The sequence below is a fragment of the Paenibacillus agaridevorans genome, from assembly GCF_018604145.1.
GTDB classification, from domain to species: domain Bacteria; phylum Bacillota; class Bacilli; order Paenibacillales; family Paenibacillaceae; genus Pristimantibacillus; species Pristimantibacillus agaridevorans.
In genome coordinates, this window is the sequence record NZ_CP075889.1 from 7,748,008 (window position 1) to 7,769,572 (window position 21,565).

14 protein-coding genes are annotated in these 21,565 nt (G+C 50.4%); 13 read left to right on the forward strand and 1 reads right to left on the reverse strand.

The features are described 5' to 3' along the window. Window positions 1-2: 2 nt before the first annotated feature. Window positions 3-1,163, reverse strand: a complete 1,161-nt coding sequence (locus tag KJW29_RS31085) for a GIY-YIG nuclease family protein (protein WP_214627504.1) — start codon at window positions 1,161-1,163, stop codon at window positions 3-5. A 239-nt stretch (window positions 1,164-1,402) separates the two neighbouring features. On the opposite strand from KJW29_RS31085, the gene KJW29_RS31090 reads away from it, so the two are divergent. From KJW29_RS31090 to alr, 13 genes are all read left to right on the forward strand, one after another. After that, the gene (locus KJW29_RS31090) at window positions 1,403-1,966 is read left to right on the forward strand and encodes a dihydrofolate reductase family protein (RefSeq protein WP_214627505.1); all 564 of its coding nucleotides are present in this window, start codon (window positions 1,403-1,405) and stop codon (window positions 1,964-1,966) included. 231 nt (window positions 1,967-2,197) lie between these two features. Then, the gene (locus KJW29_RS31095; protein ID WP_214627506.1) at window positions 2,198-3,889 is read left to right on the forward strand and encodes an extracellular solute-binding protein; all 1,692 of its coding nucleotides are present in this window, start codon (window positions 2,198-2,200) and stop codon (window positions 3,887-3,889) included. Window positions 3,890-3,983: 94 nt separating this feature from the next. Then, the gene (locus KJW29_RS31100; RefSeq protein WP_425517476.1) at window positions 3,984-4,886 is read left to right on the forward strand and encodes an ABC transporter permease; all 903 of its coding nucleotides are present in this window, start codon (window positions 3,984-3,986) and stop codon (window positions 4,884-4,886) included. Window positions 4,887-4,906: 20 nt separating this feature from the next. Then, window positions 4,907-5,788 (forward strand): carbohydrate ABC transporter permease, encoded by an 882-nt coding sequence (locus KJW29_RS31105; RefSeq protein ID WP_214627508.1) that lies wholly within the window; start codon window positions 4,907-4,909, stop codon window positions 5,786-5,788. Between the two features lie 48 nt (window positions 5,789-5,836). Further along, window positions 5,837-7,006 carry a leucine-rich repeat domain-containing protein gene (locus tag KJW29_RS31110; protein ID WP_214627509.1) on the forward strand — a complete coding sequence of 390 codons (1,170 nt, stop codon included), beginning with the start codon at window positions 5,837-5,839 and terminating at the stop codon, window positions 7,004-7,006. A gap of 25 nt (window positions 7,007-7,031) precedes the next feature. After that, window positions 7,032-11,012, forward strand: a complete 3,981-nt coding sequence (locus KJW29_RS31115; protein ID WP_214627510.1) for a carbohydrate-binding family 9-like protein — start codon at window positions 7,032-7,034, stop codon at window positions 11,010-11,012. Window positions 11,013-11,035: 23 nt separating this feature from the next. Then, the gene (locus tag KJW29_RS31120) at window positions 11,036-12,775 is read left to right on the forward strand and encodes an S-layer homology domain-containing protein (RefSeq protein ID WP_214627511.1); all 1,740 of its coding nucleotides are present in this window, start codon (window positions 11,036-11,038) and stop codon (window positions 12,773-12,775) included. A 101-nt stretch (window positions 12,776-12,876) separates the two neighbouring features. Beyond that, entirely contained in the window at window positions 12,877-14,562 is a 1,686-nt protein-coding gene (locus KJW29_RS31125) for an extracellular solute-binding protein (RefSeq protein WP_214627512.1), read from the forward strand. 42 nt (window positions 14,563-14,604) lie between these two features. Continuing rightward, window positions 14,605-15,576, forward strand: a complete 972-nt coding sequence (locus tag KJW29_RS31130; RefSeq protein ID WP_214627513.1) for a nucleoside hydrolase — start codon at window positions 14,605-14,607, stop codon at window positions 15,574-15,576. Window positions 15,577-15,604: 28 nt separating this feature from the next. Beyond that, window positions 15,605-17,368, forward strand: coding sequence for a sensor histidine kinase (locus tag KJW29_RS31135; RefSeq protein ID WP_214627514.1), 1,764 nt, complete (start codon window positions 15,605-15,607; stop codon window positions 17,366-17,368). Then, window positions 17,343-18,995: a response regulator transcription factor gene (locus KJW29_RS31140; protein WP_214627515.1), complete on the forward strand. Its 1,653-nt coding sequence runs from the start codon at window positions 17,343-17,345 to the stop codon at window positions 18,993-18,995. The genes KJW29_RS31135 and KJW29_RS31140 overlap by 26 nt, the downstream gene beginning before the upstream one ends. Window positions 18,996-19,134: 139 nt before the next feature. Beyond that, window positions 19,135-20,268, forward strand: a complete 1,134-nt coding sequence (ald, locus tag KJW29_RS31145) for an alanine dehydrogenase (RefSeq protein WP_214631398.1) — start codon at window positions 19,135-19,137, stop codon at window positions 20,266-20,268. Between the two features lie 76 nt (window positions 20,269-20,344). After that, complete coding sequence (alr, locus tag KJW29_RS31150; RefSeq protein ID WP_214631399.1) at window positions 20,345-21,484, forward strand: alanine racemase; 1,140 nt, start codon at window positions 20,345-20,347, stop codon at window positions 21,482-21,484. Window positions 21,485-21,565: the final 81 nt, after the last annotated feature.

Sequence of the window (21,565 nt, forward strand, 5' to 3'; positions counted from 1 at the left end):
ATTCATAAATTGGAAGCATCGATATTCGCATCATGAATATCGATGCTTTCTTTTTTCGAAGTTTGTTTCCGTTGCTCCATATAATGAAAATAATTGCGTTCCCCAAGCTGCAGCAGCTCGTATTTAACGCCGCGCTTGGGGATCGTAAGCGCAGGCTGGCGCTTTATAACCTTCTGCTTGCGCAGCTGCTGTATTTTATCAACTAGAAGCTGACGGTTGCCAATGCGATTAACGATGATTTCATCCGGGTCATGCTCAGCATCATATTGAACAATAAAAGCGTCGGATAGCTCTGCGTGATCATGAGATCCTTTCGGCAGCTGTTCGATATGAATGTCTGTTATGAGACCATGCGAAATAGCGAGTATACATACTTCATTGTCGCCAAAATAGAGCACAGCTTGTCTCGTATCCGTCTGGCGCTCGACGATTTGTTTCTCCTTTGCCGCCGCCTCCAGGCTTTGAGCCGTCAGCAGCAGCTTTTGCGCCTTTTCGAAATGCAGCGCATCCGAACACTTTTGTATTTGCTCATATAATGAGGCGATTATTTCATGCGCGGGCCTTGAAAGCAACAGCGCAGCCTCTTCGGACTGCAGCTGGTATTGCTTCTTGTCGATCAGCCCTTCGCAAATGCCGCTGCAGCGGTGAATATGATAGAGCAAACATACTTTTTTCGGCATGGCTTCGCAGGAGCGCAGTCCGAATTGTTCCGTTATGTAGCTGGCCAGCTCATCGCGGTAACGGGAGCTTTTGAATGGGCCGAACTTTTTGGCGGCGGCTGATTTGGAAGCAGATATTTGATCATCACGATTTCTATAATAAATAGCTAGACGAGGAAATTCCTCCTCTGTCAGCTGCAAATAAGCATAGCCGCTATCCTCTCGGATCAAGGCGCGATTAAAAGGAGGCTTGTGCTGTTTAATGAGATTATTTTCGAGAAGCAGGCTTTCGGCTTCATTATTGACGAGCATTACATCTATAGAAGCAACCTGCTCAACCAGTTGGATTAACTTGCGCTCTGTATGCTGACGGGTGAAATAAGAACGAAGCCGGTTTCTAATGTTTTTGGCTTTGCCGATATATAACAGCTCGCCTTCCTTATTTTTCATTAGGTAGCAGCCAGCGTTTGTCGGATATTGATCGGCCTGAAAGCGAAACGGCATCGGGCGTCACCCCCTTGGTTATAGTTTAATAGAAGAGAGCCTCTAGGATTGGCTCATGCTTTTATCCTAATAAATATGCAATTGCTTTACAACATGAATGATGAATCTCGAGGAGGAAAACGGATGAGCAACAATTAAGGTGAAATATTTCCATTATGTGTTAATATAAAAACGATGTTTCTATGTTTTAAGCAAGCCTTGATCTCGTTGGAATATGAAAGTGGGAGGGTGTTATTGAAATGGCTAAGCTGATCTACAATACCAACGTATCTTTGGACGGGTACATGGAGGACGAGCACGGCAATATCGAGTGGACGATCTCCGGTGACGAGGAGTTTGCGTTCTGGACGGACTTCCAGCGGTCGATTGGCACATACCTATACGGGCGTCGATTGTACGAATCGATGGTGTACTGGGAGACGGCGAGCGCCAAGCCAGGCGATCAACCGGAGGTCATGCGGGAATTTGCGCAGATCTGGCGGGCGGCTGAAAAGATCGTATATTCCCAGACGCTTGAGGCGGTTTCAAGCGCAAGGACCAGGCTCGAGCGCGAATTCGATCCTGATGCGATCCGGAGGCTGAAGGAGTCTGCAGAAGCCGACATTACGATTGGCGGCTCCGAGCTTGCTGGTCAGGCGATGAGCGCTGGACTAATCGACGAGTTTCATCTGCTTCTTAATCCGATCGTCTTGGGCGGAGGTAAGCGAGCATTGCCGGACAACCTCCTCATGCGACTAGAGCTGCTTGGCGAACGCCGCTTCCGAAGCGGCATTATTCATCTTCATTACCGCGTGATCGTCTGAGCGCGACGCTAGAGTGAAATTTATTAGTTTATCGATAGAGACTCGCTGAATGCGGGTCTTTTTTTTATGGTCCAAGGGGCGATAGAAGGGATTCGTCAAGCGCCAAAACTGGACAACAAAGTCCCAGTCGAGTCAACAGAATCCGATTGTCCGCTTCCGCCGTTGTTTCTACAATTATAGTAGAGCGTGCACCTCTACATTATAGATACTATTTTAATTAGGAGGGTGAATATGGTAAACAAAGTCAGGAAGATGATTACGATTCTAAGTGCGGCAGCCGTGGTGTCCACGATCGCTGCGTGTGCCAATAATACACAGTCCTCTGATCCGGCTGCCGCCGCATCGGCAACGGCCCCAACTGATAGTCAGTCCCCAGAAGAAGTAAAGGTAGATCCCTTTGGGAAATATGATCCGCCGATTGAGATCACTTTTGTCGGCAGCATCAGCGACCAATTCGAAAAAACGACTCTGACCGACGGTGTCACGTTGGAAGACAATGTATGGACGAAGGCGTTTTTGGAGGAGCTTGGCATCAAGGTGAAATACAAGTGGATCGCCAAGAGCCCAGAAGAATACAAGCAGAAGCTTAATCTATCTTTGGCGTCAGGAGATATTCCCGATGTGATGACGCTGGATACGGCTGAATTACAGTCCGCGATCAAAGCGGATATCATACAGGACGTTGGCGGCATTATTGAACAATATGGAATAGACGAGGTCAAACAAAATTATACGACCTATAATTTCGACCCGTATGTTGCGGCAAAAAAAGACGGTAAGATTTTCGCCGTTCCGCAGATGTGGTCGGTCAGCGATAACGCAAGCGGCATTTTGTGGATTCGTCAGGACTGGCTGGAAAAGGTAGGCATGACTGCTCCGAAAACGATGGATGATGTCTATGCAATCAGTAAAGCGTTTACCCATAACGATCCGGACGGAAATAACAAAAACGACACTTTCGGACTGGCGATCAGCAAAGATTATATACAAGATTTAGGAGGCATGTTCTACGGCTACAATGCCTATCCGGGATCCTGGATGGAAAAAGACGGGCAACTTGTTAACGGAAGCATCCTTCCCGAAACAAAGGGCGTCATTGAAAACTTGGCGGCGATGTATAAAGACGGGCAAATTGACCCCGAATTTTATGTTAAGCCCGCAGACAAGATTGCACAGGACATTGCTTCGCAAAAGCACGGAATGATGTACGGTTTTATGTGGAACGGCATCTATCCGCTGCAGGACAGCCGCCGCGACCATCCGGAAGCTGACTGGCGGCCGTATCTGATTCCGGCTGCGGACGGCTCGGTTGCCAAGCCGAGGGCCGATTCGGGAATAGCAGGCTACTATGTTGTAAACAAAAACTTTAAGCATCCCGAAGCTTTGGTTAAGATGATGAACCTATTAAAAACACTTGGACCAAAAGATCCTAACAAATATAGCAACTCCGAGGACGGCAAAGAACTATGGAAACTGTCCCCTGTATCCGTGCCGACACTAGAAGAGAACCTGCACTATCACAAGAGAATGAACGAATTGGTTAAATCGGGCGAGACTCCGGCCAATGCAGTCGAACAGTCTGTTTTTGACAAGGTTAAGCAATGGACGGATAAAAAGGATGAAACTGTGTGGGGATTTTACCGGATGCTGGGTAACGGCGGAGTGGGAGAAATCGCGCAGGCAGCTATCGAATATTACTTTGATAATGATTTGTGGGTCTATAATGCATACCGCGGCGCTCCGACACAGACGATGAGCGATAAGGGCTCCACCTTGTCGACTCTTGAATCCGAGGCTTTTGTCAAAATGATAACCGGACAGAAGGACATAGGGGAGTTTGACAAATTCGTGACCGAGTGGAAGAAGCTCGGGGGCGATGATATTACCCGGGAAGTCAATGATTGGTATGCCAATGCCAAATAGCTCGACTTAAAGAAATGATGAGCGTGCTTGTATAAGGCGCATATGCAAAGTAAGGGGGGCTCCTTTTGCCCCCCGTTTAGCGGAGATGATCAACATGAATGTAATTAAAAAATCGAAAAACTTATCTCTACATCTGATGCTGTTGCCTGCGATGATACTCCTGATTGTATTTAGCTATATCCCGATGGCGGGCATCGTCATTGCTTTTCAGGACTTTATTCCTGCCAAAGGGTTTTTGGGAAATCAAGAATGGGTAGGTCTTAAAAACTTTGAGCTGATCGCGACCAACCCCTTTGTTTACCGGGTGTTGCAGAATACCCTTATCATCGCTTTTGCCAAGATCCTATTGGGGCTGGCGATTCCCATTGCCTTTGCCATTTTTCTCAATGAGATTCGAAGCTCTGCGTATAAGCGGACCTTGCAAACACTTGTTTATTTGCCCCATTTTTTATCATGGGTTCTTTTGGGCGGAATATTGATCGACATCCTCTCTCCTTCCACCGGGATTGTAAACAATCTGCTAAAGTCACTGGGATTTAACCCGATCTTCTTTTTAGGCGATCCTAAGTGGTTTCAGCCTACGGTGATTATTACGGATGTTTGGAAGGAATTCGGATGGTCGACTATTTTGTATTTGGCGGCAATTACAGCGATTAATCCAAGCCTGTACGAATCGGCGAAAATAGACGGGGCCGGGCGGTTTAGGCAGATGATATCCATTACGCTGCCGGGAATGAGCATGATTATTGCGATGCTCGCGATTCTTAGCATTGGCAATATTTTGAATGCGGGATTTGATCAGATTTTTAACCTGTACCACGCCGGAGTTTATGAAACCGGAGATATTATTGATACCTTTGTCTACCGGATGGGGCTGATCGATGCCAAGTTCGGACCGGCGGCGGCTGTGGGGCTGTTTAAGTCGATCTTTTCTTTGATCCTTATTACCGTTTCCTATTATTGCGCATATCGATTTGCCGATTACAGAATTTTTTAGAAGGGAGGGTGAACTTAACGATGAGAACACGGACAAATACAAAATATATCTTTCCCGTGGTTAACGGAACCATTTTGGGAATACTCGCGCTTACCTGCCTTGCCCCGCTGGTGCATATATTTGCCATCGCCTTTAGCGATAACAACGAAGTTGTTAAGGGCGCCGTCACTTTGTGGCCCAAAAGCTTTACCTTGAGTTCTTTTAACTTTGTTTTAGAACGCCAGGAATTCTGGCAAGCGTTTGGCGTGACGCTCAAACGAATCGCCATCGGGCTTCCGCTAAATATGCTCCTTACGATCATCACCGCTTATCCATTATCGAAGGAGAGCCTTACATTTAGGCCTCGAACCTTTTATGTCTGGTTTATGTTTTTTACCATGCTGTTTGCAGGAGGATTAATTCCGACATACATGCTTGTCAGACAGCTGAATATGCTGGATAGCATCTGGGCGCTGGTTCTCCCCGGAGCGCTTCAGGTCTATAATGTCATCCTTTTGCTTAATTTTTTCCGGCAGCTCCCCAAGGAGATATCCGAAGCGGCCTATATGGATGGCGCCGGGCATTGGCAGACGCTGTGGAAAATTTATGTGCCCACTTCGATGGCAGCGCTGGCGACGCTTATTCTGTTTACGGTGGTCGGTCACTGGAACGCTTGGTTTGACGGCATGATCTACATGAATATGCCGGAGAAATACCCTTTGCAAACCTTTTTGCGCACGGTTATTACGATGCCGGACTTTAAATACCTGAAGGCGGACGACTGGAAAAACCTCCAAAGCATTTCAGACCGTACTACGAGGTCGGCGCAAATTATTATTGCCTCCGTTCCGATCCTGTTGGTTTATCCGTTTTTGCAGAAATACTTCGTCAAGGGAATTGTCCTTGGAAGCGTAAAAGGTTAAGCAAAGGCTGTATACGAGGTTTGAAACAGAAAGGAGCATAAGGAGAAAATGATAAAAAACAAGAAGCGCTTATACCGGGGATTGCTGGCCGTGTTGACGGTTGCTTTGCTGTCTGGGGTCGTAAATGCGGCGATGGGACTGATTGTCGCCGCAACGCCGGACGAGCAGTTTCGCATTAATGGCGAAGGGGTTATCACGGAGTACGTGGTAGCCAATAATCAATTTGCGGCCTATAAGGATATTACGATACCGGCAACCGTTCAAGGCATAACGGTGAAAGCGATCGGGGAAGGCGCCTTTCAGGAAAAAAAGATTAGATCCGTTACGCTTCCGGACACGCTTGAGCGTATAGAAAAACGCGCCTTTTACAGCAATTATATTGAAACGATCACGTTTCCCTCAGCTTTGAAAAAGATCGGCGAAGAGGCATTTGCTTTAAACCAAATGAATGCGCTCTCATTGCAGGAGGGGCTCGAGACCCTTGGAGAATCGGCTTTTTCCGGGAATAAGCTGAGCGAGGTAACCCTGCCGGAAGGGATCCAAACTTATGGCGGGTGGATATTCCAATACAATCTAATTGAAGCGGTGCAGCTCCCAGCGGACTTGGAGGAGATACCGGACGGGATTTTTAGTGACAATAAGCTTTCTGCTGTCGTTTGGCCCGAAGGTTTGACTCATATCGGAGCGGCGGCATTTGCTTATAATCAGTTTGCCGTGCTGGATTTCCCCTTTACACTGCTCGCTGTCGGCGACAGCGGCTTTGAGCAGAACAAGCTTTCCGATCTCACTTTGCCGGAGGGGCTTCTGACCATCGGCAGCAGTGCTTTCCGGGGCAATGAGCTGACGGAGCTCGTTTTGCCGGTTAGCCTGACCGACCTGGGCGACCGGGCCTTTGCCAATAATCAAATCTCGGAGCTAACCCTGCCGCAGAGTCTGGCGGATCATATCGGAGAGTATGCTTTCCGCCAAAATCGTCTGGAATATGACTATGAACCTGTGCACGAAGGTGAAGGGGAAATTCGGGGAAAAGCGTTGCCTTATGCAAGCATTGCCGTGACTGACAGGGCGGGGCAGGAATTGGGCAAGGCAAACGCCGACGGCAAAGGCGTATTTCGCGTTGTATTCACCGGCGGACGAAAGATCGGAACGGATGAACGTTTGCTGGTAAACGTGCAAGGCGGCGATAGAACGGCAATTCAGGCCATTTCTAAAAAATAAAGTTTGCAGGGAAGGTGTTAATCCTATGAGGAGAACTATTAATAAATCGATATCCTGTGTTCTGTTGCTTGCGATCCTGTTGACCTCCGGTTATACGGTGCCGTCGGCGCGAGCCGCTGAGGCGGATCCGCCGATGACAACGATACATGTACCGACTGTTGCGGATCAGACCCCCGTCATAGACGGAGTCATTGACGACACAGAATGGAGCGGGGCGGCGCAAAGCGCGGGGTTTGCGACCTTTACCAAATCAGAGGCGGTGCCGGAGCCCACTTCCTTTAAGGTTTTCTTTACGGAGGACAAGCTGTATATTGCGGTTCGTTCGTTTCAAAAGGAAGAGCCAAGCGCCAAGGTGACGGAACACGACGGTCCGGTGTTTACCGAGGATTCGGTAGAGATTTTCTTCCAGCCGGATCTTGCGCAACAGACCTATTATCAGTTTATTGTTAATGCCATAGGAACAAAATTCGAGGGTCAGGGAAGAAACGCCTCTTGGGGGAGCAACGAGGATTGGAGAGCGAGCGCGACAACAGGGAACGGATACTGGGACCTGGAAGTGGAGCTTTCTGCAGGTCTGTTTGGGCTGGCCAGCTTTTCGGCGGAGGAATACGGATTTAATATTGGCCGATCCCAGTCGGCGGGAGATCAGGGCGGATCCGGACCTTGGTCGATTCCTGCCATGATTCAAAGCTCATGGTCGCCCTATTACAATGGGACATTTCATGATCCCGCAGCTTTTGGCAGGCTTTATCGGGGGGCCCAGGACAATAATTATGTGCGTCAGACCGTCCATGCCAATGATTTGAAAAACGGATTTCAGACGGTTTCCGGCTTTACGAATCTATCCAATAGTGAAGTGACGATCAAAGCGGTTCAACAGGCGAGGAACGGGAGTACCGGCGAGGTTCTGGGGATCGCGCAGGAACAGACTCTGGCCGTGGCTGCCGGAGCCACGGGTCATTTCACGCTGACTAACCCCTTGCAGCAAGGCAATTGGGATTGCGTCCTGATCGTTACCGACATCAACAGCGGAAAGGTATACTATAGCAGAAAAATACCGGTTCATATCCCGCCTCCGCTTCAAGTGCGTTCGTATTGGAGCGAGCAGAAGGTGGAGCTCGGCCTGGACAAAAAGGATGTTAATACAGAATTTACTGCGGAAAGCAGTCTGTTTGAGCTGAAGAATGAGCAAGGAGAAGTCGTTTCCGAGCTAGAGGCGAGCGCCGATCCTGCCGGTTTATTTAAAGCTTCGTTTGCTATGGGCTCTCATCCAGCGGGGAATTATCAGATTGTTGCAACGCTGAAGGGAAGCGGAGATTCCTTTGCGCTGCCTCCCGTGTCCCTGGAAAAGCCGGTCACGCCGGAATGGTGGGATTCTGACTTGGGTACGGAGGATATTGTGCTCGCTCCATGGACCGGCGTAAAAACGGTTGGCAATAAAGTAGAAGTCTGGGGAAGGGAATATGCTTTCGGCGGTTCTCCATTTGTTAGTCAGATCACCAGTCAGGGCCAGGACCTCCTGGCAGCGCCGATACAGATTGAGGGAGCGGCGGATGCGCGGGCACTCCAGTTTTACGAAACCAATGACATTCGCGTGGAAAAAACGGATACCAAAATAAAATATTTGAATGAGTCGGCGTCGGATGATTTGAAGCTGAGCGTAAACAGCACGGTGGAATATGACGGATTTGTCCGCTTTGATGTGGAGCTGTCCTCCGATGCTGACGTTCCGGTTCAATTGCAAAACCTCAAGGTGAAAATTCCAATGAAGCCGGAAGCGGCGACGCTGTTTGACGCGGATACGACCGATTCCCCCCTGAGAGGCAGCTATCCATACTGGAGCGGGGGGCGTTCGGGCAAGTTTCCCGATGCGACTACAGGAAGCTTTACGCCTCATATTTTTATGGGGAATGATCAGGTGGGACTGACGTGGGTCGCCGAATCGACAGAAAATTGGTCGTTCCAAAACCCCGATGCGGTGCTGGCGTTGGAAAAGCAAGGCGGAGCCCATGTGCTGGAGATGAATGTGATTGATAAGGCGATCGAGGTTAACCGGGACACGCCCCTGACCTTTACCTTTGCCATCCAGGCTTCCCCTATCAGACCTCAGGCGGAAAATAAACAGGTTTTCATTTATGGAAGCAGTGCTTATGGCGCCGAACAATGGTCCATGAATACCTTTTCGCAAAACGAAGGTCAATTGAGCTATCCCGCCAAAGATTATGTGACGGCAGAGCATGGCGATCTGACGGTCAATGTGGCGCCATACAATGCGGTCACCGCGAACTGGTCTGGCGGATATCCGGATGATCCGCAAAATGAAATGGCGACGCCGGTCGTTGCGATCCAGTTTCCTAATGGAAACAGCTTTGGCCTGTACTACAGCATGGCTTCTCCGAAGTTCTTTTTGACCACGGAAACAGGTTTTAACACAAACCGCGTTCGCCATAAAATCAAAGAATTTACTTACACGAACGAATGGAACTTCTGGTGGGAGCGTTATGTCAGGCTGGTCTGGAACGAATCCGCCTTGGAGGTTTGGATCACGGATAATACGGGCGCTTTTGCAAAGCAAGCAGAAATCCCCTTTGATTTCAACCTGATGAATGCTTCTCTTCAAGAGGCAAAGATTGTTTTCGGCAGCGGATTTGTTTACAACGATTTTTCTGCAAAGGAGAAAAACGGAGACTCCATCGATTGGGTCCAGGTAGAAGATGAGAGCAAATCCGGGAGAGCGTTGAAAGGGAATTATCAGCTGCTGCCTGATGCGAGCAATCCAGCGAGAATTTTTGTAGGGGGTCCCGAATTTAACAACAACCGTGACTGGCCGTTTTTTTTGAACCGATTAAAGAAAGACAACTACCAGTTAATCAAAATCCATGAGGACTGGACGGAATCGCAAGGTTATCCGATGACGAGAGAGCCGGGGAGAAAACAGGCCTTCCATACACTGGCGGGGGCTGCCAATGACAATGGAATTCCTATTATTCCGTACATTGGCTTTCAACTGGGGAACAATACGCCGGAATTCCAGTATTATAAGGACGAAATTGTGACGGAGCCGTTTTTCCTTCCCAACGGATGGGTGCGGTCGGATACAAACCATATCGGGGCAAATGTCTCCTATGCGGGGCGGTTCCAGAATTTCATGTTGTGGAGCATTAATAAATTGATTGTGGAAGATGGTATCGGCGGTTTATACATGGACTCCACCGCGCTTCCGCCAGTAGATCGAAACATGCACCATGGCACGGGCTACTACGATCGGGACGGAGCTTTGCAGTCGTCCTATCCGATCTTTGAGTACAGAAGATTTATGAAACGCATTCGTACGATGGGGAAAGCCATTCGCCCTGATTTCTATATGGACTTGCACACGCCTCTCGGCACATGGACGCCGACCGCCGGCTTTGTTGATAGCATCTGGAAAGGCGAGCAATTCCTTAATGCAGAAGCAAATCCGTCGGAAAAGGCTTTCCGCAGAGAGGTCACGCCGGAGCTGCTGCGTGCCACTATGGGGAAACAGACCGGGTTGGCCATTAATTTCCTCAATTATCATCAGATCGATACCGCATCGGCGGTAAATGCGGTGCTGGATATTCCGGTGAGGTTGGATGGGCTTCTGCGTTCAAAGATGATGGAATACTATGACTTGAACCATGCGCCGTTTGTTTTGTACAGCGACAGTCAAATTGCAGGATCCAACGAGGAGACGCCTATGTCGTACTACAAGCGCCCAGACGGTGCAGTGGTTGCGGTTACGGCGAATCTGAGCCAGGAAGACCAGCCGAGGGATGTGACATTTACTCTGCCCGAAGGTCTGATTTTGCCCGGAAGTATGGCAACCGACGCGATCAACGGGGACAACATGCTTTTGGATGGAAACACGTTGACGGTGCATTTTGAGAAATCATGGCGGTATAAGTATCTATTACTGGCTCCCGAAAGCGTTGAAAATCCGGTAAGATACCCCTTTGAATGGCCATCTATCGGTTTCCCTAATTAGATAAAGAAGGAGGCAAATACGGTATGAAACAAAGAATAATAGGGGCCATGCTCGGTCTGAGCATGATGATGACCCTGCTGCCCGCGGCGGCGTTTGCTGCCGGAACCGGGGCGATGGCCGGGACGGGCGGGATCGCCGACGGCAACATCATTTATTACGGTCAGTATACAGAGGGCGGTATAAGCTATGAGATGCCCTGGCTGGTGCTGGATGCCGATAAAACCAACACCAATACAGGGGGCGCGTTCCTCATTTCCAAATATCTGCTTGGAAGCACGCCCTTTGAAGCCGTTTGGGACGGCGACGACAACGATGGGCAGGTTAAGCCCAACGAGTGGCAGAACAGCGACGCCCAGACATGGAGCAAAAACTTTGCGGGATCGGATTATTTTACGGCTGCAGAGCTATCCGCTATGCTGGCAACAACCAAAACGGACGGACCGTATATGGAGTATGGCGCAAGCGAGTTGAGGAGTGAAAAGGCCTTTTTCCTTTCGGGGGAGGAAGCGGCAACCTACTTCCAAAACGATAATGAACGGGAAGCGGCTTATATCACGAATCCAGCCAGCGGCAATACGGGCTGGTGGTGGCTGCGGTCGCCGTATGGGGACAAGCCCCACTACGCTGGAGTGGTTTCGGTCGTTCAGCGCCATACCCGTGTGTCCTACGCTGACGGCGCTCGCCCGGCTATCAACTTGTCACTGTCTTCGGTTCTCTTCTCCTCCGCTGCCCAGGGCGGCAAGCAGAGCGGAACCGTAGGCGCCGCCGCGCTGAAAACAGTTTCGGCCGGCACGCCGTCGGAGTGGAAGCTGACCCTTCGGGACAACAGCAGAAATTTCAAGGCAGAGAGAACGGAATATAACTCTGCAAGCAAGGTGATGACCATTGGTTATACAGGCGCAACGGTGGGAGCCAGTGATTATATTTCGGCGGCGGTCATAGACCAAAACGGCTCTATGAAATACTATGGAAATATAGTAAAGCCGCAGAGTGCAAGCGGCAGCGCAAAGATTGACCTGTCCGGCGTTATCCTTGGTGCGGGCGATAAGCTTTATGTCTTTTCCGAAGCCGCAAACGGCAACAAAAAGACCGATTATGCGAGCGCATTGCAGGAGATGAGCATAAACGGCGGTTCATCCGGCGGAGGCAACGTTGTTATCAACGATCCGGAGATCCCCGTCAAGGAAGAGGAAGAAGAACCGACTTCCCAGCCGGTCTGGGAAAATCAGTTCACTGACGTTAAGGAAGCCGACTGGTTCTACGATGCGGTAAAATACGTCTATGAAAAAGGTCTGATGAAGGGTGTCTCTGACACGGCATTTAGCCCCGCTGCAACTACCAAACGGGCTATGCTGGTGACGATTTTGTATCGACTGGAAGGTTCGCCTGCCGTGGGCGCAACCCATCCCTTTAGCGACGTGGCGGCCGGTAAGTATTATGCCGATGCGGTAATCTGGTCGACCGATAATAAGATCGTGGGCGGATACGGCAACGGCAAGTTTGGCCCGGAAGACCCCATCACGCGTGAACAAATGGCGGCAATCCTGTACCGTTACGCATCCTTTAAAGGTTATGACGTGTCCGCGAGAGCCGACCTCTCTACGTTTGTCGATGCAGCCTCCGTTTCCGTCTATGCGAAGGATGCGATGGCCTGGGCCAACGCCAAAGGGCTTATCTTGGGCTACGACGCGAAGCTGACACCCAAAAGCAACGCATTGCGCAGCCAGATGGCGGCCATTATGCAAAGGTTTCTTGACATGTAGCATCGTACAAGTTTCGGAAGGCTGACGTGGAATCTCTTTATTTCCGCTGAGCTAGCATCTCGGCATTGCGGTTCTGATCATACAAGGATGGGAGAAACGACATGGCGAACATCACCATGAAATCAGCAGGAGCCGCAATGCTGGCGATAATGCTTTTGGTGCTCGGCGCTTGCAGCGGCAGAGAGACGGATCCGATCGACAGGGAATCGGCGAAGCCGACGAACGGCACGAAGACCGAAGAGTGGAAGGAATGGCCGAAGGAAGGCCCGCTGGGCAAGTACGACCCGCCCATCGTGCTGACGACGGGCCGGGATGTGGCGGAAACGATGAAATTCGAAGAAGGACGTTCGATCGACAACAACATCTGGTACGATGCATACCGCGACGAGCTTGGGATTCTGATCAAAAACGAGTGGGTCGTCAAAGGCAGCGAAGCCTACACCAATAAAACGAACATCGCTATTGCCTCGGGCGATACTCCGGATATCATGGCTGTTGATGCGCTGCAGCTAAGAAGTTTAGTGGAAGCCGACTTGATCGAGGATTTGACCGATGTGTATGCAGGGTACGCATCGGCCTTTACAAAAAACTTGTTGAAGGAAGACGGCGGACTTGCGATGAAAGCATCCACGTTCGGAGGTAAGCTCTACGCGCTCCCGCTCACGAACAGCAACCTGGATGAAGTCCCGATGCTTTGGGTGCGAGACGACTGGATGAAGAAACTTAATTTGCCGGAGCCGACTACGATGGAAAACATGTTCGCCATTGCAAAGGCGTTTACGGAGCAGGACCCGGACGGAAACTCGAAGGACGACACGTACGGGCTTGCGCTCGTCAAAGAGGCAAAAATTCCTGGATTTTTTAACGGCTTCCACGCTTACCCCGGTGCTTGGGTGGAGGGGCAGGACGGCAAAATCGTGTACGGCAGTACGCAACCGGAAATGAAAGCTGCGCTGCAGAAGCTGGCGGACATGTTTAAAGCCGGTTACATCGATAAGGAATTCGGCGTTAAGGATGGCCCGAAATACGACGAGTTGATCGCTTCCGGCAAAGTCGGCATGATGTACGGGCCGATGTACGCTCCGCTTGCGAATCTCAAGAACAACAAGCTGAGCGATCCGAACGCGGAATGGCGGGCTTATCCGCTCCCGTCGGCGGACGACCAGCCGGCGCTGGCTCAGGTAGGCGTATCGGCAACCTCCTTCTATGTCGTCAAGAAAGGTTACCAGCATCCAGAGGCGCTCGTAAAGCTGATGAACTTCTGGAACGATAAAAGCTGGGACAATGCGGACGTGATGCTGTCGCGCAACGCGGAGACAAAAATCGAAACGTGGCCATACGGGCTGGTCAAAGCGTTTCCGGTGCTCAAAAACGTGAAGGCGCATCGTGCCGTTAAAGCCGCGCTGGAGATCAAAAATCCGGAAGGGCTCGATACGGAGCAAAGGTTTTATTATGACGCGATTCAAAATTGGTTCGAGAAAGGCGACATCGCCGGCAACAGCTGGGGTTTCTACCGCTCGTTCGGCATGGACGGGGCGGGGATGGAAATTATCGACTACTACTTGAACGAGAACAAGTTAATAAATACGGAGTTTCTCGGCGGTTCTACCCCGACGATGGCGGAGAAAATGGCGACGCTTAACAAGATGGAGTCGGTCATGACGATCAAGATCATCCTCGGGCAGTCCGGTATCGAAGAGTTCGATAAATTTGTCAAGGACTGGAACGAGCTTGGCGGTGAGATCATGACCCAGGAGGTCAACGACTGGGTAAATGCCGCCAACTAGCAACCGGGAGACCGGGGACATACGGAGAGGAGAGCAGATCGGATGAATGTTCGGGTAAACGTCATATTGGATACGGATATCGACACGGATTGCGACGATGCGGGGACGCTTGCCTTGCTGCATACATTATGCGGCACGGAGGAAGCGAAGCTGCTCGCCGTCGTCTGCGACGCGCCGACGCGTTGGGGCGCGCCGTGCATCGACGCGATCAATCGTTATTACGGCAGAGGGGATATTCCGGTTGGCGCGCTGATCTGCGACGAGGATGACAGTCGGAACGGCGAAGCCAGCAGGTTCGGCCCGTACAGGCAATTAGCCGGACAGATCCCTCCCGCCCGGAGGTACAACAAACGGATCGCCGAAAATTATCCGAACCGTTTCGGCGAAAACGGGGAGGCTGTGCCTGAGGCGGTCGCCTTATACCGGCAATTGCTTGCCGAGCATACGGAAGTGGTCATTTGCGCCGTCGGCTTGCTGACGGTTTTGTCCGCTCTAATGAAGTCCGGCCCGGACGCGATCAGCGGCATGAGCGGTATGGAGCTGATTCGCCGGAGTGTCAAGCGGCTCGTCGTGATGGGCGGCGGTACGTTTCCGGAAGGCGAGGATGCATTTAACTGGAAGATGGATCCCGAGGCTGCTGAAAATGTGCTTAACCGGTGGCCGGGGCCGCTCTCCGTCAGCTCCGCGGGGGAGACGATCCTGACGGGCGCCCGGCTCATGGAACGGATGCCGCCGGATCATCCGATAAAGTTTGCGTATGAGGCTTATTTGGAGGCGCCCGCCCGCAACCGCTCAAGCTGGGATCAGGTGACTGCCCTGTATGCCGTGCGCGGAGGGGCAAATCTATTTGAGGTAACGGAAGGGTATTCGATCTATTACGATGCCGCAACGAATCGTTATACGTGGAGCGTAAAAGCGTCCGCTCCGGAGCGGGAATGGATATGGCCGGCATTGCCGGACGAAGAGATAGGCGGCTTGATCGAGGAACTGATGATGGGCTCCAGGCTGACTTAGCGTTCGAAGCAGGATGGGAGATGGGACGATGTCACGGGACAAGCAGCCGAGATGGGGGATTCACAAAAAGTTGGTAGGCACGTTCCTCCTCATTTTGATTCCGATCTATGCGATCAGCCTCTGGATGAATCAGCAGGGGGCGGATGTCGTCAGGCAGGAAATTTCCAATTCGATGCAGCAAAAAACAGATTACGTCATGACGTCGCTAGAAAACGAGATCGAACGAATTACGACCTTGCAGCAAACGTTTATCAATGACGCCGATCTCAACGATTTGAGCATTCGGGCGGCGACGCTGACCGATTACGAGCGGACCAAAGCGTTTAAGGACTTGCAGTCGAAAATCGTTATGCTGGCCGAATCCAGCAAGTTGATTCAGGATGTGTTCGTCTTGATGCCGAATCTGGACAAAAGACTGTCGGCCAAATCCAGGTTTAACGTCGATGCGATGGATCAAGGGGAGTACGAGAGCTTGCTCAAGGCAGAAAGCCGCACATTTAACCCGGTGTATTACAGTGGTAGACTATTGCTTCCGCTTGGATATCCGAGCGCGACTCGTTCCCAATATTTGCTGGTCATCGAGCTGTCGATCGAAAAAATCGCTCGGGAGATGGACGTGTTCCGCTCTTATGGAGACAATGTAACTTATTTGACGGACGATCATAATCAAGCGACACTGTTTGCGCATTCGGGCGGCGCGGAAGCGGCAGGCAAAATTCAGGCGCTGGAGCGAGACGGGAGCGGGGAGTTTGCGATAGACGGCACGCCCTATCTCGTATTTGTCAAACGATCCGAGATGCTGCAATGGAGTCTAAAGACGGCTTTGCCGGAAAATATCGTACTCGATCCCGTCTATTCGTTTAAACGTTGGTACGGGTATTTGTCGGCGGCTTCGATCGTCATCGTGCTGGTCGCTTCGTTTATGATTTTTCGGCTGATTCATCAGCCGCTCAAAAAGCTTATTACCGGCTTCCGCAAGGTGGAGCAGGGCAAGCTCGATATTGTAATCGAGCGCCGCGATCATGACGAGTTTGCCTATTTGTATGCGCAATTCAATAGGATGGTCGGGAAATTAAACGAATTGATTCAGGAAGTGTACGAAAAAACGATCTATAGCCAGCAATCGGAGCTGAAGCAACTGCAATCGCAGATCAATCCGCATTTTTTGTACAACAGCCTGTACATCTTGTATTTGATGGCCGACGAAGAGGATTACGACGGGATTCGAACGTTGTCCAGGCATCTCGGCGACTATTTTAAATTTATTACGCACAACAAAGCCGACATGATCCCGCTCGAACAGGAACTCAATCATGCCCGGGTATATGGCGCGATACAGGAAATCCGCTTTAGCAACCGCATATCGTGCGAGTATATAGTAGAAGGCGATTTGTCCGGGTGGCATGTACCTAGATTGATCATCCAACCGGTGATGGAGAACGCGTTTGTACATGGTCACGAGCATACGGAGGAGAACGGACGAATCGCCGTACGAATAAGCTGTAGACAAGAGTGTCTTACGATTACGGTGGAGGATAACGGCAAAGGAATTGGCGCCGAACGATTGGCGGAAGTCCGGCAAAGTCTGACGCTCCGGCGCGACGAAATGGAAACGCACGGCATAGCAAACGTTCATCGGAGGCTGGCGCTGCTGTACGGCAGCGCCAGCGGAGTTTGCATTGATCCGGTCGCGACGGCCGGGACGGCAGTCACGCTGCGTATGGAAGCAGGGCTTGCCGGAACGGAAGAAGAGGGGGAGTGGCAGCATGCATCATATACTCGTAGTGGATGATGAGCCGCTTATCGTACGCGGGGTATGCAATATATTGAGCGAATTGGAGCAGACGCATATCCGATACGCCCATTCGCCTCGCGAGGCGAGACGAATTGCCGAAGAGAGCCGCATCGATATTTTAATAACCGATGTGCGGATGCCGGGCATGAGCGGTCTGGATTTGGCCCTGCATGTCAGGGAGCTTTGGCCGCGTTGCAAGGTCATCTTTTTGTCGGGGCATGCTGATTTCGAATATTTGCAGTTTGCTCTGCGTCATGGCGCGTTCGACTATCTGATGAAGCCGTCGGATAGAGAGACGTTGCTTGGTTTGCTCCGCAAAGCGATGGACTGCATCGCGGAGGAAATCAGCGAAAGGGCCGTCATGGACAGAACGCGACAGCAAGTAAAGGACGCCCGTCCGTTACTTATTGAAATGTACATGCGCAAGCTTCTGTCCGGAGATGCGGATGCGCTTGGCGAACTGCCCGAGCAATTGGCGATGCTCGATATTCCGTTGCGGTCCGGCGGCCCGCTGGTCTTGCTCGTCGGGCGCATCGACAGTTGGCCCATGCATCTGGCGCCTAAGGACAGACTGCTGCTGGAATACGCCGCCTGCAATATTATGGAGGAGTATTTGCAATCGTTTAGCCGGATCGTCTCCATCAAAGACGGAAAGAGCTTCGTTTGGCTCGTCCAGTCCGTGAGCGATGACGAGGAATCGGCGCGGCATCATCTCTACATTCGTGAAATGCTGGAAAAAATACAGCAATCCGTGCGGCAGCTCCTCCGGCTGCCGATGTCGATCGTGCTGTCGTCGCCCGCTGTGGCGTGGGATGCGCTTGCCTATGAATACCGCGCGATGTGCGGTTTGCTTCAGCAAGGAATCGGCTTGGACGAAGAAATTATTATAAGCGGCGTGGCCAAACAGGAGACGGAAGATCAGGATAAGCCGGGCGGGGAGTACGATTATATCGAGGATACCGTCGCCAAGTTGCGGCTGCAATTGGAAACACGGGAACGGGAAGCGTTCGGCAGAACCTTGTCTGCGCTTTTCGAGTGGGGGCAGAAGACTATGTTTGTCGGCTATTCTGTGCAACTTGAGTTATTTAGCTCCGTGTCGGCGATGCTCCTGGGCTTTATGAATAAGCGCAAGCTGGCGCAGACGGTTGGACAATCCTTTGAACTGACGTCCTTGTCTTCGTATCATGCCCATGATACATGGGGCGATTTGTTAGACTTTTATTTGCGCTTGGGCGATGCGCTGTTTGACCGGATCGAAGAGGAGCGGACCGACCAAAAAAGAGAAATTGTCGATAAGCTTGATCGTTATGTCTTGGAAAATCTGGATAAGGATTTATCGCTGCCGCGACTGGCGGACATCGTGCATTTGAGTCCTCATTATTTATCGAGAATCTATCATAGGGTAAAAGGATACCCACTGGCCGATTATATTGCGGATCTAAAGGTCGGCACAGCCAAGCGGTTGCTTGCGTCGCAGGATATGAAGGCGCAGGATGTTGGCCGGATGATCGGGTTCGAGGACATGTCTTATTTCGGCAGGTTTTTTAAAAAGCATGCGGGCATGACGCCCGGCGAATACAAGGAAGCGGCAAAAAGCGGCCGATTGGCGATTAGTTCGGAATAAGCTACGGACGAGCGCGGAGTTTGTTTCCAAACACAAAAGAAACGAAAGAAGTTTTGTTTTTCAAACAAAATCAATAAAAACGAAATGTGTTATTGTTTTTACATTAAATTGAAATCTGACAGAACGGGAGACAATCATGATGATTATCGGCATTCCGAAGGAAATTAAAAACAATGAAAATAGAGTTGCCATTACTCCTGCCGGGGTCGTGACTCTTAAGAAGGCCGGCCATCGAGTGTTGATTGAAAAGGATGCAGGTGTTGGCAGCGGCTTTATTAATGAAGATTACATCCTTGCCGGTGGAGAAATCATCGCTAATGCTTCTGAGGTGTGGAACGCTTCGGATATGATTATGAAGGTGAAAGAACCGTTGGCAAGCGAATATGGTTATTTCCGTCGCGGTCTTATTCTATTTACTTATCTGCACCTGGCTGCCGAGCCTGCGTTGGCTGCGGCACTCAAGGAAAAGGGCGTCGTCGCGATTGCTTATGAAACCGTTTCGGTTAATCGGACGCTCCCATTGCTAACGCCTATGAGCGAGGTTGCCGGTCGGATGTCGATCCTGCTAGGCACACAATTTCTACTAAAAAACAATGGCGGCCAAGGCATCCTGCTGTCGGGAGTGCCAGGAGTAAGCCGTGGCAAGGTAAGTATTATTGGCGGTGGAGTGGTGGGCACTAACGCCGCAAAAATGGCGATCGGTCTTGGGGCAGATGTCACGATTATTGATATGAGTGCAGATCGTTTAAGGCAACTGGACGATATTTTTGGTACGCAGATTCAAACGTTGATGTCTAATCCATTTAATATTGCCAAGGCTGTGGCAGAGGCGGATTTGTTGGTGGGCGCGGTTCTAATACCTGGAGCCAAGGCTCCGAAATTAGTTACAGAAGCGATGGTAAAGACGATGAAGCCTGGTTCTGTCATTATCGATGTTGCGATTGACCAGGGAGGAATCGTAGAAACGATTGATAAAATAACGACGCATGATCATCCGGTATTCGAGAAGTACGGTGTCCTTCATTATTCGGTTGCCAATATGCCGGGAGCTGCTCCAAGAACATCGACAATGGCATTAACCAATGTTACCATTCCTTATGCCTTGCAAATTGCGAATGAGGGTCTCCTTCGTGCAATCGCAGGAAGCGACGCATTAAAGAGCGGTGTTAATGTAGCTAATGGATCCATTACCTGCGAGGCTGTTGCAAAGGATCTTAAAGAAGAGTATGTTTCAATAGAGAAGGCGCTTAAACAGGAATTTTTGGCGAATTAACAATTATGCTGCAAGGGGAAGACGGCCAAATAGAGGGGTGGCTGTCTTTTTCCTATTTGGGCAGTCAGACAAGGTGATGAATGCGTTGCAGGAGAGGCTTAGCCTTCGGGATACATGGGCGGAAATCAGCCTGGGATCCATATCGAACAACATAAAAAGGATAAAAAGCTACATCGGCTCCAAGACGAAAATGATGGCGGTTGTAAAGGCCGATGGTTACGGGCATGGAGCAGTTGAGGTGGGGAAGTCGGCGCTGCGATCGGGAGTCGATTATTTAGCAGTGGCGATCCTGGATGAAGCTCTGCAATTAAGAGAATCGGGCATCCGAGCGCCTATTCTTATATTAGGTTATACGCCGATAAGATCCATCTCTGAAGCAGTCAGCCATCATATTACAATAACAGTGTACTCGGAGGATGTGCTCGAAGAAATTATTACGCAAGCCTCCCTGCTTGGCACAGTGGCGGCGATCCATTTGAAGGTGGATACGGGTATGAATCGAATAGGGGTAAGTTCGAGAGAGGAAGCATTATCCCTTGTGGAGAGAGCTAGTAAAAGTCCATTCGTACGACTAGAAGGGATATATACTCATTTTGCCATTGCGGATGATCAGGATTGTCCATTTACGGCGGAGCAATTTATGAGATTTATGTCCTACATCCAATTCATTGAGGAGAAGGGTTACGAAATCCCCATTAAACATTGCTGCAACTCCGCCGCCACGCTTAATTTCCCGCATATGCATTTGGATATGGTTCGAGTAGGTATTGCCTTGTATGGCCTATATCCGGATCCATCGATGAAGAAGCATCCTGTCGTATTGGAACAAGCGATTAGCTTGAAATCAAAGATCGTTTCAGTAAAGACGGTATCCGAATCGCAGTCGATTAGTTATGGTCGTACCTATAAGCCGGATCGAGAGAGTCTGATCGCCACCTTGCCTATAGGTTATGCGGATGGGTTTTCTCGTGCGCTGTCCAATGTGGGGCATGTCGCTGTTCGTGGTCGGAGAGCGCCAATTGTTGGGCGTATTTGTATGGATCAAACGATGATTGATGTAACGGATATTGCGGATTGCAAGCCTGGCGAAGTCACCACACTGATTGGGATCGAAGGGTTAGCGCCATCGGTGGATGAAATGGCTGATTGGATGGGAACGATTAATTATGAGGTGGTATGTCTGATCGGCAAGCGCGTTCCAAGAGTGTTTAAATAGGTGCTCGTAAGGAAAGCGAGAAGGGACTATTTAGAGCGGTTATGAAATGGTACAATCGATTAGAATGTTAGATTTTTACTC